This window comes from Paenibacillus sp. IHBB 3054 (assembly GCF_051594305.1).
Classification (GTDB): domain Bacteria; phylum Bacillota; class Bacilli; order Paenibacillales; family Paenibacillaceae; genus Paenibacillus_AQ.
Genome location: NZ_JBOFBG010000015.1, coordinates 138,431 through 151,408 on the forward strand (window position 1 = coordinate 138,431; position 12,978 = coordinate 151,408).

The 12,978-nt window shown below is 42.0% G+C and carries 13 protein-coding genes and 3 pseudogenes; 6 read left to right on the forward strand and 10 right to left on the reverse strand.

Going from position 1 to position 12,978, the window contains the following annotated elements:
* Position 1: 1 nt before the first annotated feature.
* The 3 genes from ACQ76X_RS17820 to ACQ76X_RS17830 are packed head-to-tail and all read right to left on the reverse strand — an operon-like array spanning position 2 to position 2,878.
* On the reverse strand, positions 2-847 hold the full coding sequence (locus tag ACQ76X_RS17820; protein WP_438495271.1) for an alpha/beta fold hydrolase: 846 nt from the start codon (positions 845-847) through the stop codon (positions 2-4).
* 3 nt (positions 848-850) lie between these two features.
* Positions 851-1,864: an NADP-dependent oxidoreductase gene (locus ACQ76X_RS17825; protein WP_438495272.1), complete on the reverse strand. Its 1,014-nt coding sequence runs from the start codon at positions 1,862-1,864 to the stop codon at positions 851-853.
* A gap of 12 nt (positions 1,865-1,876) precedes the next feature.
* Complete coding sequence (locus ACQ76X_RS17830) at positions 1,877-2,878, reverse strand: NADP-dependent oxidoreductase (protein WP_438495273.1); 1,002 nt, start codon at positions 2,876-2,878, stop codon at positions 1,877-1,879.
* 185 nt (positions 2,879-3,063) lie between these two features.
* On the opposite strand from ACQ76X_RS17830, the gene ACQ76X_RS17835 reads away from it, so the two are divergent.
* On the forward strand, positions 3,064-3,612 hold the full coding sequence (locus ACQ76X_RS17835; protein ID WP_438495274.1) for a TetR/AcrR family transcriptional regulator: 549 nt from the start codon (positions 3,064-3,066) through the stop codon (positions 3,610-3,612).
* A gap of 651 nt (positions 3,613-4,263) precedes the next feature.
* Here ACQ76X_RS17835 and ACQ76X_RS17840 read toward each other — a convergent pair.
* Positions 4,264-4,389: pseudogene (locus tag ACQ76X_RS17840) on the reverse strand (sigma factor-like helix-turn-helix DNA-binding protein); the annotation flags it as partial.
* Between the two features lie 258 nt (positions 4,390-4,647).
* Here ACQ76X_RS17840 and ACQ76X_RS17845 point away from each other — a divergent pair.
* Entirely contained in the window at positions 4,648-4,821 is a 174-nt protein-coding gene (locus tag ACQ76X_RS17845) for a winged helix-turn-helix domain-containing protein (RefSeq protein ID WP_438495275.1), read from the forward strand.
* On the opposite strand, the gene ACQ76X_RS17850 is transcribed toward ACQ76X_RS17845, so the two are convergent.
* Positions 4,816-6,606: a HAMP domain-containing protein gene (locus ACQ76X_RS17850; protein ID WP_438495276.1), complete on the reverse strand. Its 1,791-nt coding sequence runs from the start codon at positions 6,604-6,606 to the stop codon at positions 4,816-4,818. The two genes, ACQ76X_RS17845 and ACQ76X_RS17850, sit on opposite strands and share 6 nt — an antisense overlap.
* Before the next feature lie 433 nt (positions 6,607-7,039).
* Here ACQ76X_RS17850 and ACQ76X_RS17855 point away from each other — a divergent pair.
* Positions 7,040-7,500, forward strand: a pseudogene (locus tag ACQ76X_RS17855) (IS110 family transposase); the annotation flags it as partial.
* Between the two features lie 108 nt (positions 7,501-7,608).
* Here ACQ76X_RS17855 and ACQ76X_RS17860 read toward each other — a convergent pair.
* On the reverse strand, positions 7,609-7,779 hold the full coding sequence (locus ACQ76X_RS17860; protein ID WP_438495277.1) for a hypothetical protein: 171 nt from the start codon (positions 7,777-7,779) through the stop codon (positions 7,609-7,611).
* A gap of 12 nt (positions 7,780-7,791) precedes the next feature.
* On the opposite strand from ACQ76X_RS17860, the gene ACQ76X_RS17865 reads away from it, so the two are divergent.
* From ACQ76X_RS17865 to ACQ76X_RS17875, 3 genes are all read left to right on the forward strand, one after another.
* Positions 7,792-7,938 (forward strand): DALR anticodon-binding domain-containing protein, encoded by a 147-nt coding sequence (locus ACQ76X_RS17865; protein WP_438495288.1) that lies wholly within the window; start codon positions 7,792-7,794, stop codon positions 7,936-7,938.
* 669 nt (positions 7,939-8,607) lie between these two features.
* A complete protein-coding gene (locus ACQ76X_RS17870) occupies positions 8,608-8,808 on the forward strand; it encodes a hypothetical protein (RefSeq protein WP_438495278.1) in 201 nt (66 codons plus the stop codon).
* A gap of 72 nt (positions 8,809-8,880) precedes the next feature.
* On the forward strand, positions 8,881-9,111 hold the full coding sequence (locus tag ACQ76X_RS17875; RefSeq protein WP_438495279.1) for a hypothetical protein: 231 nt from the start codon (positions 8,881-8,883) through the stop codon (positions 9,109-9,111).
* A gap of 322 nt (positions 9,112-9,433) precedes the next feature.
* Here the strand turns inward: ACQ76X_RS17875 and ACQ76X_RS17880 are convergent, their stop codons facing one another.
* The 4 genes and pseudogenes from ACQ76X_RS17880 to ACQ76X_RS17895 form a co-directional block, all read right to left on the reverse strand.
* Entirely contained in the window at positions 9,434-9,628 is a 195-nt protein-coding gene (locus ACQ76X_RS17880; protein ID WP_438495280.1) for a hypothetical protein, read from the reverse strand.
* A 180-nt stretch (positions 9,629-9,808) separates the two neighbouring features.
* On the reverse strand, positions 9,809-12,058 hold the full coding sequence (locus ACQ76X_RS17885; protein ID WP_438495281.1) for an ATP-binding cassette domain-containing protein: 2,250 nt from the start codon (positions 12,056-12,058) through the stop codon (positions 9,809-9,811).
* A complete protein-coding gene (locus tag ACQ76X_RS17890) occupies positions 12,051-12,482 on the reverse strand; it encodes a MarR family winged helix-turn-helix transcriptional regulator (protein ID WP_438495282.1) in 432 nt (143 codons plus the stop codon). Before ACQ76X_RS17890 ends, ACQ76X_RS17885 begins: the two co-directional genes overlap by 8 nt.
* 64 nt (positions 12,483-12,546) lie before the next feature.
* Positions 12,547-12,978 (reverse strand): annotated as a pseudogene (locus tag ACQ76X_RS17895) (acetylhydrolase); the annotation flags it as partial.

A 12,978-nucleotide genomic window follows, 5' to 3' on the forward strand; every position in this document is an offset into this window, starting at 1 on the left:
GTTATTTATCTAAAAATGCTATGACTGATTTCACAAATTCATCATGATTTTGAAAAATCCCACCGTGACCAGAATCTTTATAAATAATGAGCTTGCTATTTGGAATCCGTTGAACCAAATCATAGGAGTTTGGTGTAGGTACCATTCTGTCATCGTCACCGTTTACTACAAGTGTAGGTTGCGTAATTCCTGACAAATCAGCAGGCTCTGCCATTCCCCATTCGTGGATGGCCTTGAGTTGTCTACGATATCCTTTGATACTAATTATCTTATCTCGCGCCTCTTTACGTTCTTTGATACGTACCAAGAATTCTTTTGCTTTCTGTTTGCCATTATCTGTTCGCGTGAAGAATAAATAGGTTTTAATATCTCTCAACGTGAAGATGGCACGTATCAAATCACGATCAGAAAGTTTCGTAACATTTTCAATGCCTTTACCACCACGCGGACCAGTTCCTGACAAAATAAGTTTACGAACAAGTCTTGGTTCGATGGCCAAGAGTTCTTGGGCAATCATACCACCCATAGAAAATGATAAAATATCGATTTGCTCAAATCCCAATGTATGAATGAACGTCAACGCATCTCTTGCCATTTGTTCAATCGTATCTGGGACCTTCCCATTTGAAAGCCCAACACCCTTATTATCAAATGTAATGACCCAATGTTTTTTGGCAATACCCTCCACTACACGTGGGTCCCAGTTGTCCAGATTAGCAGATAGATGAGTGAAAAAGATAACTGGAATACCCGTTTTCTTTCCTAGTTCACGGTACGCATAAACTGTTCCATCAGACGTCTTAAGACTTAGATTTGGTGCTTCTACATATGAATAGTTAGTTGTCATTATTTAGTCACCTCCATCTTCTACATTTAACAGAACTTTCCCTTGGCTATGCCCTGTCGCAATCTTAGCAATCGCGGCATTCACTTGGTCAAAGGGGTACTCGGAATCAATCACCGGCTTAATGTTTGTTTTTTCAAGATACTGTGTGAAAGCTGCTAATTGCTGACCATTCGGCTGTACGTATAAGAAGTCATACCTTTTCTTTTGCCATTTGGCAATTCCATCAAAAGGTGCTCCAAGTAAACTGAAGAGAATTTTCTTCGTCGTTGTCAAGCCTGCGCTTTGCTTAGCAAAACTGGCATTGGGACCAGCGTTTAACGATAGTAATTTGCCGCCGGGCTTCAGTATCTTAATTTGTTTACTAAATTCTCCGGCGCCTCGCGTATCAATAACATAATCATAGCCTGTCAGTATGTCAGTATACTCCTGCGTTGCATAATCGATAAACTCATCTGCCCCGAGCCGCTCCGCTAAGGCACGCGCTGATCCACTACCACTAACGGTCACGAACAGTCCCTGTGACTTCGCATAAGGAACGGCCATCTGACCAAAGCCACCCGTACCCCCGGGGATAAACAATTTAGCGCCATTCCGAGCATCTAAAATGGCTAGCGCCTGAATGATCGTCAAAGCAGACAATGGCACGGCTGCCGCTTCTTTAAAGGAAAGATTGGCTGGCATTTTAGCCACAATCGCCGCATCTACTGCGATATATTCGGCAAACGCCCCCATCTTATCTAACGGTGGCATGGTGTACACATGATCACCAACATTAAAATCCATGACACCGGCGCCGACTTCGATCACAACTCCCGCCAGCTCGTTACCCAGAGTCAACGGAAAGTCGTAATGATCAAACAACTTAACTTTTCCTGTAATCGCCAAGACAAGATGTGGATCAACACCAGCTGCCTTAGTCTTGATTAAAACCTGAGTCGGTGTGATTGAAGGAACAGCGACTGTGTTGATTTGTGCTGCCAGTATTTTGGAATACCGCGAAATTTGTGCAGCCTTCATGGGGAGCTCTCCTTAAAATTGGATAATGACCTTTCCTTTAGGATGACCTGTAGCAACAAGATTCAGTGCTTCGTTAATATCTTCAATGTGGAATTTAGTCGGGTCCACCGCTGGTACAATCCCGTTATCTTCAATAATCTTCGTAATTTTCTTTAATTGTTCTCCATCACTGCGAACAAAAATGAAATGATATTGAATTTTCTTCTTCTTGGCTTTGTGATCATACTTGGCCCCGGCAATGGTGAAGAGCTTTTGTTTCCAACCTGCCAAGCCCATAGCTTCAGCGAAACGTTTGTTTGGACCGGTCCGCAGAGAAAGAAGGCGGCCGCCTGCTTTTATAATGGAAAGTTCATGATCAAATTCGCTTGGTCCCAAGGTATCTATCACATAATCTACATCCCGAAGTTGTTCCCAATAGTTTTCCGTCGTGTAATCAATGTATTGGTCTGCTCCAGCCGCCATTGTCCGTTCACGTGCTTGCGGATTTCCACTAACGATGACCTCGAGCCCCATGCTTTTGGCGATAGGAATGGCCATTTGGCCAAATGAACCAGAACCCCCGGGGATAAACACGCTTTCCCCAGCTTTAGCAGCTAATTCTTCATGCAAACCTTGATAAGCAGTCAATCCTGTTAATGGCGCAGCAGCTCCGGTCACAAAATCGAGATTAGCGGGCAAGTGCCCGATGGCATCCGCATGAATCGCCGCGTATTCCGCAAAGGCACCGATTTTTTGTAGCGGCAGGCGTGAATAAATGGCATCGCCAACTTTAAATTCATGAACGTTCTTACCGACCTTCTCAATAACTCCCGTCAGCTCATTACCAAGTACCAATGGGAAAGCATAATCCTGGATCAGCTTCACGCTCCCGGTACCGATAAGCAATTCCAAATGATTAACGGCCGCTGCCTTAACCTTGACCAAGACTTCGTTATCCCTAATGTCCGGGATTGGAATATCGTTGATTTCTACTTTGAACTTTTTTGAGTATTTGGTAATCTGTGCGGCTTTCATAATTAATGACCTCCTATGTGCTGAATATCAAGTAACATTTATTCAATTTTGTAACTCACACAGCAAGCATAATGCCACAGGTTACAAAAGTCAACAATTGTTACTTAATATTTTATATGCTAAAATACAGGCAGGTGTATAAACGAATATTTGGGATTTTTTGAAGAAGGAAGGTTGGCAGCACAGTGCCTAAAATCACACAAGAGCTCATTATTGAAACAGCGGAGGCATTAATTGAACGTACGGAAAAATCTGAAGTGACACTCTCACAAATTGCGGATGAATTAAGTATCACCCACGCAGCGCTTTATAAACACTTTAAAAATAAGCAAGAGCTCTGGGCAGCCGTGTCTAAGAGTTGGTTCAACCGGATGATTTCAGAACAAATCAAAATAGACATAACTAATTTGGCAAATCCGCAGGAATTGCTCCACGAGTGGCTCTGGGCATTTGCTAACGCAAAAAAACGTGCCTACAACGAGAATCCCAAAATGTTCGCCTTGAATACGCAATATGTAGACAGCAATCCACTGGTATTACGTGACGTTCTCTGGGATTCCTACCAAATTATTGACGGTTTCATGGACTATCACGATCCCCACTTGGAACGGGCAGAGGCGATTCTCTCCGCGTTTGCGGTATTTAGCCTCCCGTCCTTCAAAGATTCCTGGAATTTCCCAGACTACCAGGACAGGTTTGAACGCATCTGGAGTTTAATCAAACAGGGTCTTTGAATCCAAAATCCTCTAGGTGGATTTAAAGACCCTGTGTTAAAAAGGGGATATACGTGGGAGTCACAACCGCTGATTATAGTCACTGCCTCATTTGTGGAGCACCCACATCAAGTGCCCACGGTTACCCTACTCAATAAAGCAAAAAGACTCTCTCTCCTAGAACCAAGAATGTCCAAATCTTTAAGAAGCTTCGGCGAATTCCAGCTTCACCGTGAATCCCTGAGCTTTAATTTTTCTATTCAGGTGTTCAACTGATTGTGAAGGTCACAGCTATAATAAGCGAAATAGGCAATCGTTTTTTGGAAGTATTCTTCTGCGGTACCAATTCATCATTAGTTCGCTTCTCATATATCTTTATAATCTGATTTATACAAAGAATTTTTGAACTACATCTTCAGTCAAGAAAAACTGCTTCTTATAATAACTTATTTGTCTCTGGTATAGCCTTGATTCTTATCATTTTTTTCGTAAATATGTAACAGTTGGATATGACGATCATACACATCTTTGTATATCATCTGAATGCTACTTTAATAATATTTCCCTACTAATCCGCATTCATCTGGTTCACCTAAAAAAGAAACTCATCCGCAGACAAGTCGCTTTTTAGGCTCTATTGTTAACAGTTCCAACTTTGTATTGTTGCGTTGCTCACCGCTTCGCCTTATTAAACTCATGATACAGCTTCATCAGCGCCCTTTTCTCTATCCTCGACACATAACTCCGCAAGATGCCAAGATCCATGGCAATCTCCCGCTACGTCCGCTCTTCCGAGCCGAGGATATCGATCAGCGTGATTGATGATATCGGTGAGTTACTCAGTCGTGCGCGTCAAACAATCAGTATTTATTGGCAAACCTACCAAACCCAAGGGTTGCGGTCTGGAGATGGAGCATTCTCCTGGACAACCAACAAAACTTACGGAAGAAGAGCGTCATCGGTTGGCCGCGATGCTGGAGCAACACGCACCCGCCGATGTGGGCTTTGAGGCCCGTTATACCTCTACCCTGCCATTGGTGGCGGAATGGCGTCACCATGAGCGTGCGTGGAATTAGCGCGATGCTGGGACGGATGAACTTTAGCTTTACCAAAGCCACTTATACGCTTGCCAATGCCAACGAGGATGCCCAGGCTTTTATCAGAAAGCACACATTCGCTCAGCTCAAGAAACAGGTGGAAACGATAGATCGTCTCCTTGTCAGGTTATAAACTTAATTGCGCTTTATGTAGCCGTTTATTTTCAAAAATGCAATCCAAAATCTCATGAGCTAGCATATTGCCCGTTGTAATATGAATACATAGACTTTTCATAGCCTCTGCTTCAGTCAAATCGTTATATTCCATTAGAATATGGACAGCCCTAACGATTTCTTTGTAATAAAAAGAATTTATCTCTTGCTCGGCTTTTAGTTCATTATCACTAAGATGAATTGCTTTTATCCCATAACCTCGCTCAGGAATTGCTTCGGATAATGCAATTCTCAAGTCGGATGCATCAAGTTCAGCGAAGAAGGCGGAAGTACCCAATTGTTGGCGCCATGAGTGATCTAAACCTCCCGCATCGACTGCATCAAATCCCAACTCATCTACTAGTTTACATACAACTTTTTTTGCAACAGGATCATCACCTGCAATTGGCGTTGCCAAACGCCTTGGATTGTCTTTGGACAAACCATTAGTCAAATCAAACCAAGGAATTGTATTAAATGCTTTAATTACAGGATGATTGATTTGTAGTTCTACCCAATGGCTTTCGGTCATACCCATTTCTATGGGTTCTATTAGAATCAGCGCCAGCTCGAATTCTCGTTTTTTCTGCTGCTCATTCTTCACTCGGTTAAGCAGGTCCTGAATTCTACCCATCATCTTGTTGAGACCGGCAGCGAGTATCCCGACCTCATCACCTCTTCCTACTTCAAGGGGCTTATCGATATTCTCCTCGTTAATCCGCTTCATATATTGGGCCAAAGACATGATAGGGGTTGCAATCCATTTGGACAGGATCATCGCTCCGAACACGGCCAGCAGAAGGCATATGAAACCAATGACCAAAATAACGATTGATACCTGCCTCGAATCTCGGGTCAGTTCCCGAAGAGGTGTCTCATTGATCAGCCGCCACCCCTGCTGTTCAAAGCCAGTGGAAGTATACAATATTTTTCGCCCGTCAGAGTATCCAATCTTCTCCACGGTCCCGGCTGCAGACACCTCACCTCCAACTTCTGTGCCCTGCTCCGCAGGAGTCAAAATCCTATTCTTGTCTGAAGAGGAGACAATATTCCCCCTTTCGTCAATCACATAGTAAACGCTCGACTGAAGCGAGCCTACGGAACGATAGACCGACTCGAACGTCTTTTCGTTGATATTGACAAAAAGATAACCAATTGTTTCTAGTGTTTCTAAGTCCAGTATCTTTTTACCGATCGTATAGACAGTATCTCCCCTGCTCATCACCCAAAACGATCGGCGCTGCATCGGAAATCCGATGTTTTTTCCATTGCTTTGCTGAATTACCCGAAACATCGGGCTAGTCAACCCTTCCCGGGTTCCCGTAGTCAGGGCTGGATTTGTGCTGTACACATGCATGCTCCGATCGATAAATATCGCAGAATCCACTTCAGGGAACAGCAGCATGGCAATATCCAACCTGTCCTCAACCCTATTGAGGAGATCGTAATCCGAAGTCTGCAGTTCATCCTGCCAGGATTCATCCGGTTCGATCAGCTTTAATTTTGTTTCTTTATTCAAGTCCTGCATCAAGATGTTGGCGGAAGCATTGGAACTGGACAAAACATTCTCTATTTTCATGACGATCAGCCTGGATTCATCCAGAACATTCTTCTTTGTATTCCTAATGATTGCATCCGTATTCATGATGTAAGAAAAGAATCCAAGAGCAATAATTGGAATGACAACAAGCGGAAAATAAACAAGCATGATTTTCTTTTTGATACGTTGATTCTTTATCCATATCCTGATCCTGTCGATATTCATATGATAAAAGTCCTCCTCTCCTTACTACAACAAAGGGTCCAGAATTCAATCGTTGTATAGCTATAAGGGTTTGCCCGGCTAAATTAACAAAGTACCTGCTGTGATCAAAACGATGCATAGCTAATATGAGTTCAAGCATTAATTGCTGCTTGCAATCTTCGTTCAGCTTCCCAACCTGTCACGAATATTTGTGAATTAATGGATCGTATCTGTGAATCTGCTCGACTACAGCTTGCTTATCGCCTTTCTAAGCGAGCTGAACTAGATCAATTACTTCGCACATTGGAATACCTCATTTTATTTTCCCAATATTAAAAAAGGAGCCATTCCTGTAATGAATTAATTCAAGGTTTGAAACAAAAAAGCGCCTCCTGTATGCTGGGTCATGGAATGTAGGCCATTCACTGCCCGAATTAAAAGGAGGACGCTCACCATGAAGTATAAACAATCGAAGAAACAGAATCAACGGATTACCCGAATTTCCGATAAGACCCTTGTCGTAGGCGCAGACATCGCCAAAGAAACCCATGTGGCCCGCGCCATCGACTTTCGGGGGATTGAACTCGGAAAGGGATTGTGTGTTCTCAAATACCTGTACCGGACTCGAGCAACTGGTTCAGTGGATGAAGGAGCTTCAGCGGGAGCATGCCAAGAGCGACGTCCTCTTTGGCATTGAACCCACCGGACTACTGGTTTGCCCTGGCTGAATATTTAGGACGAGAAGGCATTGCTTTAGTCATTGTCAATCCGCATCATGTGCACAAAAGCAAAGAACTGGAAGACAACTCGCCGACGAAAAACGATTAAAAAGATGCAAAAGTCATTGCCGATTTGGTGCGAAACGGGAAATACAGCGAACCTAAATTGCCAACGAGCATCTACGCAGATCTGCGGGACGGCTTTCCCCTACATGGGTCAGAATCTGTAAGCCAGACTCATCTTCCAATATGATAGCATGTTTTCTCTTGTCTATCAGATAAGCAACCTTTCCATTTAATTTCACTACCCAACAAATAGAATCACAAGTTGGGGAATTAATGACGGAATGGAGGCAGGAGCCGTATTGGGAGCAGCGGCAGGTGCAACCGTGAAGACGGATGCGATGGCGGTAAATGCGGCGGCGAGAGCGGTACTGGCAGCGGCAGCGGATGCGGAATCTGCAACTACGCGCATACTCTGGCCCCGCTGTTCAATAACTTTTATTCCGTCTGCCCGATTCTCAAAGGGGAGCAACCCACCATCCGCTTCCGTCTCTGGCTTACTTTAACATTCCAGGAAACGCTCGGCGAAGTGCTTGAGGTGCTTGGCCTGCCGAAGCCGGAGCGGATGTAACGGAGGAAGTGGCAGACTGTAGAGCGGGTATTAATCAGGAGCAAGCCGGTCTATGCAATAAGCAATCCACGAAAATCACTCCTAAAGGGGATTTAGTTGTATTCGGTACAGCTAAAAACCTCCCAAATCATTGGGAGGGATATGGACAAATATAAATGTATAAAATTAAGTTACTTCGCTCTCGATTATGAGCGCTTTTAGCTGCACAAAATACATCTAATCAAAATTTAGGAATAGCTTCCTTTTGTGCATTTGAAATAAAAAGGGAGTATATAGTATTTATGTCGAATTTGCAGTAATAAACATATGAGAAGTAATGAATACAAACAAGTGTTTCCTGTCACGTCAATGTCTATAAATCAATGCATACAAGTTAGACCTGTTAAAAAAGTCGCGTTTCCGTCCTAGCTTCACTAGACACGCTGCACAAAAAAAACAAACCCACCAGCATGTTTTAGCTCGGCGGGTTATTTTATGTATGTCCGATTCTCAAACCATCACCGAACAAAATAAACACCAGCTAACTTCGTCTTACGTTCTGCACACTGTCATACGCACTCATAATATTAGATACATATCGCTGATGTTCAGAAAATGATCAGAGGTTTGGGGTTTAATAAGAGAGTATTTTGATAATCTGGGCCTCTAGCCCCTCTAAAGGAGGATAGAATGGATCAAGAAAAAGCCATAGATGATTTAGCCAAGCATTTGATTGAACAATACCCCGGCAAACATGATGGGAGGTTCCGCCAGGCTGCAGTTCTTGGCCGGATAGAAACCATTGTCGAAAGCGATCGTTCACCATTTGCTAAGGTGCGAGATATCAAGATTGTACTGGCAGCACTAAATAAAGTAGACGACACCGCCTGATGTGCGCTATAAGCCTTGGACCGGCGGCGAGGTTGAACGAACTTCGAATCCGAAAGGAAGGGCACCAACATTATGAAATGGAATGAGTTGAATCTGGGGCTAACCGTGCGGATCGTAGAAGGTCATGATAGTGGGTTTGGTGGACGGTGCGGTGAAATTGTATCCATCGGAACCTTCGAAGGCTACAGTAAGCGTATAGGTGCAATGATAGATATTGGAGAGCCGCTATTAATGGTAATAGAACCGGAAGCCTTAGAAGAAGCCTCAAAGGTTCTTATTGGCATCAGGATGGGAAGAGTTTAACCTATAAGTCGCCTGATGATTCTTAACGGTTCCATAAAAAAGCTACTGTGCGAGCCCTAGCCTTACAGGAATTGTGAACAAGGCTTAGAACGTTACTTTGAATCACTTGACTACGCTTTGGCAGTATCTAAATGTCGCAGCCTCTCCATCGATAAGGTGGGCGGGCTTTTACTATGTCCGGACACAATTACCATGCTTATCTCAAAATGGTATATTAAAATTCAGGCCCCATAAGGAAAACCACAAAAACTTGCCCCTACTTATGATATGGTTCACCTTAACATCTATTGGGCGAAATTAAAGGACACCCATCAGGTGCCCTTCATAGTTTAAACAGAGCGATTAACCGCAAAGAGAGAATGAATGTTACCTTCCGTAGGCGAACGCCGTCATTCTCAAATTCAGTGTAATGACCCTCTTCAACAATAACCTTAAATCCTAGAATATCACGATAAAACCTAGTCAATACAGGAACATCAAGCGCCAAAACAGTGATTCCTTCTAATTTCGCCCTCATGCCGATACCCCCACCCTCCAACAGTTATTCTGTTCCCCTTTTATTCTTTTACTACCATTATATAACATTATTGAAATAAAACCCAGAATACTGGACGATAATTTACCCTCTTCATCAATAACAAATAACCTGTGCATAGATAATTTTAGGCACCACCAGGTGCCTTTCGGTATTGATAAATTAAATCTTTACATAGTTACGTAGGTGTTTTGCTGTATATGATTTTGATTCATTTAGTAAGTCAGCAGGATACCCTTGGAAAATGACATTTCCTCCTAAAGATCCCCCGCCTACACCCATATCAATGATCCATTGTGCTTGGCTAATAATGGATAGGTTGTGCTCTAAGACAATCAAGGTTCTATCTTTATCTAACAATTTGTTAAATAGTGCAATTAGATTGTCGATATCAGCTTCGTGAAGACCTGTGCTTGGTTCATCTAGGATCAATAATGGGCTAGTATTTTGATTTATTGTCTTTGCAATTTTTAACCGTTGCAGCTCGCCACCTGAGAACGTATTTAAACTTTGTCCTAATTTAATGTAACTGAGATTTACGTCTATCAGATCGTTAATAACTTGTTTTAATTGATTATTCTTCAATAACTCCTTAGCTTCGCCAACGGTCAATTGAAGAACATCGTATATATTCATTCCCCGCCATTTAACGGATAGAGCCTCATCATTATATCTTTTTCCATTACACTTTTCGCAAGTTTGTTGAACGTCTCCCATGTAGGCTAAATCTAATTTAATATATCCTTTCCCTTTACAAACTGAGCAGGCTCCTGTTCCATTAAAACTAAAGAGTGAGCTATTGTTGTGAGAGTGTTTAGCAAACACGTCTCTTATATTATCGAAAACATTAAGGTAGGTGAGCACATTTGACCGATTACTTCCACGTATAGGACTTTGATCAAGAATTTTAGCATCCGGATACTTTTCTATGAAAAGATAGCTAATCAAAGTACTCTTTCCAGATCCAGCAACGCCAGTTACAACGGTTAATGTATTCTTTGGTATTTTTACGGATGCATTTGTAATGTTGTGGAGACTAACATGATCTAATGTGTAATAGGAATTAAAGGTCTGCTTCTCTTCATTTATTGAATGAGTTTCAGAAAGTGCATTTCCAGTCATCGTGTCAGATTGCAGTAATTCCTCAAATGATCCTTCAAATGTGATCTTGCCGCCTTTAGCTCCCGCACCTTCACCTACATTGATAATATGATCAGCAATTTTGATAATATCTGGATCATGGTCTACTAAGACAATCGTATTTCCTTTATTCTTCAAACCTTTGATAATTTCATTAATTCCAGAGATGTCCTCTGGATGAAGTCCTACACTTGGCTCATCAAAAATATATAATATATCGGAAAGAGCACTGTTTAAGTGTTTCGTCATCTTTATTCGCTGAGATTCACCACCAGAAAGTGTATTTGTTGAACGATTGAGAGATACATAATTTAGCCCAACAGTTTGTAAGCTTTCCAGCTTTTTTCTCAAATCATCTAAGATGACCTCTATGATTGGGTTATCAATGGATTCAATGAATGCCAATAGTTCAGAGGCAGGAATGGTGACACAATCAGCAATGGACTTTCCATTGATTTTTGCTGATTTTACAGTTTCATTCACTCTTGTTCCATGGCATGTAGGGCATACTTGTACTTCAAGGATATTTTCTAACTCGGAAATATACTTAGCATCCTCATTTTCTACAAAGCTCTTTGTTATTCTTGGGATAACCCCTATATAAGCCGAAGTTTTTGGCCATTTACTCGTTGGATGATGTGGTGTGCTGCCTGTGTCATACAACAGAAGATTTAATTCCTTTTGCGTGTAGTCGGATATCTTTTTATCATTATCAAAATTTCCTGTCTCCGTATATCTGGTAAGTCTCCATCCTCCTGGATGAAAGGTAGGGAAGTTTATCGCCCCTTCATTTAGCGATTTATCAAAATCGATTAGTCGCTTTATATTGATTTGTTTGGTTTCTCCTAAACCATTGCATATTGGACACATTCCTTGAGAATTATTAAAAGAGTAAACCATTGAATATCCGATAAATGGCTCGGCAATCCTTGAAAACAATAACCTGAGACTAGTATAAATATCAGTGAATGTCCCTACAGTAGACCGAGCATTACCGCCAATTTTACTCTGATCAATAACTATAGAGACTGGTAAGTTTTTAATCTCGTCTACAATGGGCCGATCATAGTGAGGTAGCAGCTGCTGAATGTAACTGGAGTATGTTTCGTTTAGGAGTCGTTGTGATTCTGCGGCCAAAGTATCAAAAGCAAGAGAAGATTTACCCGATCCTGAGACACCAGTTATAACAGTGATCTTATGTTTAGGAATATCGATGGATACATTTTTCAGATTGTTCGTCTTAGCTCCTTTTATAGAAATGAAATCATTCATGAACTCTCATCCTTTCTGATCGGAGTGCATTCGATAGTTGGTTTACCAGTTTTGCCAATTGCGTCTGCTCTTCTTCTGTAAACAGCTTACTAGCAACTACTGAAAGATGATTATGTCCTATCTCCACGCCATCTAATAGTTCTTGTCCAGCATCGGTTAATAAGGTTACTAATTCTCTTCCATCCATTTCACTTGGTTTCTGCGTAATATAGCCCATCTGTTTGAGTACCTTTAGAGCTTTCGATAATTTCGTCCGACTAATTCCTAAGGAAGTACTCATTTCAGAGGGAAGCTGCCATTTTTGTTGAGATAACAAATGTAAAATGTCATATTGAAGCCAATTGATTTCTTTCGGATTTACTCTATTTCTTTCCGCTACCAACTCACATTGTAAATTGATCAGTACATCATTTATCGAATCCATAAGTTTCTCCTCGGAAATAATTTCTATTTAGAAATTATATAATAGTGTTACTAATATCACAAGGCTAACTCAAATCGCTCATGTGCTCTGTACCCGTTAGCGTGTCATCTGCACTCATCATCAAAAATGGCTTTTTCAGTCCGTCTGCCGGAACCCGCAGCTTGCCATACAGCCCACCGTCCATATTGATCCCTGCTTTGATTCGGGGGTCTGTCATCAGGATTTGGGCGGTTGTTGCACCACCGACGGAATGACCAAACATCCCCATGTTATCCAGATCCATTCGGCCTGTAAAACGATGTTCCGGATCGTTCTTGGCAAGCTTCTCGGTCTGATCAATCACAAATGTAGCATCTTCCACCCACTTTTCGTTTAATTGATCCAAATAGTCGATCGTATTATTTTCCAAGGGAATAAAATCTACAACACGGCCATCAGGGAACACCGATGTGGTGCTATGGTAAGTATGATCCATGCCCACCACGATATAACCATG

What these genes read in the sequence shown, in the direction of transcription:
- ACQ76X_RS17890 (WP_438495282.1), bottom strand. Translation starts at nt 12,482, where the DNA reads ATGGATTCGATAAATGATGTACTGATCAATTTACAATGTGAGTTGGTA.
- ACQ76X_RS17850 (WP_438495276.1), bottom strand. Translation starts at nt 6,606, where the DNA reads ATGAATATCGACAGGATCAGGATATGGATAAAGAATCAACGTATCAAA.
- ACQ76X_RS17825 (WP_438495272.1), bottom strand. Translation starts at nt 1,864, where the DNA reads ATGAAGGCTGCACAAATTTCGCGGTATTCCAAAATACTGGCAGCACAA.
- ACQ76X_RS17885 (WP_438495281.1), bottom strand. Translation starts at nt 12,058, where the DNA reads ATGAATGATTTCATTTCTATAAAAGGAGCTAAGACGAACAATCTGAAA.
- ACQ76X_RS17830 (WP_438495273.1), bottom strand. Translation starts at nt 2,878, where the DNA reads ATGAAAGCCGCACAGATTACCAAATACTCAAAAAAGTTCAAAGTAGAA.
- ACQ76X_RS17870 (WP_438495278.1), top strand. Translation starts at nt 8,608, where the DNA reads ATGGATCAAGAAAAAGCCATAGATGATTTAGCCAAGCATTTGATTGAA.
- ACQ76X_RS17820 (WP_438495271.1), bottom strand. Translation starts at nt 847, where the DNA reads ATGACAACTAACTATTCATATGTAGAAGCACCAAATCTAAGTCTTAAG.
- ACQ76X_RS17880 (WP_438495280.1), bottom strand. Translation starts at nt 9,628, where the DNA reads ATGAGGGCGAAATTAGAAGGAATCACTGTTTTGGCGCTTGATGTTCCT.
- ACQ76X_RS17860 (WP_438495277.1), bottom strand. Translation starts at nt 7,779, where the DNA reads ATGCGCGTAGTTGCAGATTCCGCATCCGCTGCCGCTGCCAGTACCGCT.
- ACQ76X_RS17845 (WP_438495275.1), top strand. Translation starts at nt 4,648, where the DNA reads ATGAGCGTGCGTGGAATTAGCGCGATGCTGGGACGGATGAACTTTAGC.
- ACQ76X_RS17875 (WP_438495279.1), top strand. Translation starts at nt 8,881, where the DNA reads ATGAAATGGAATGAGTTGAATCTGGGGCTAACCGTGCGGATCGTAGAA.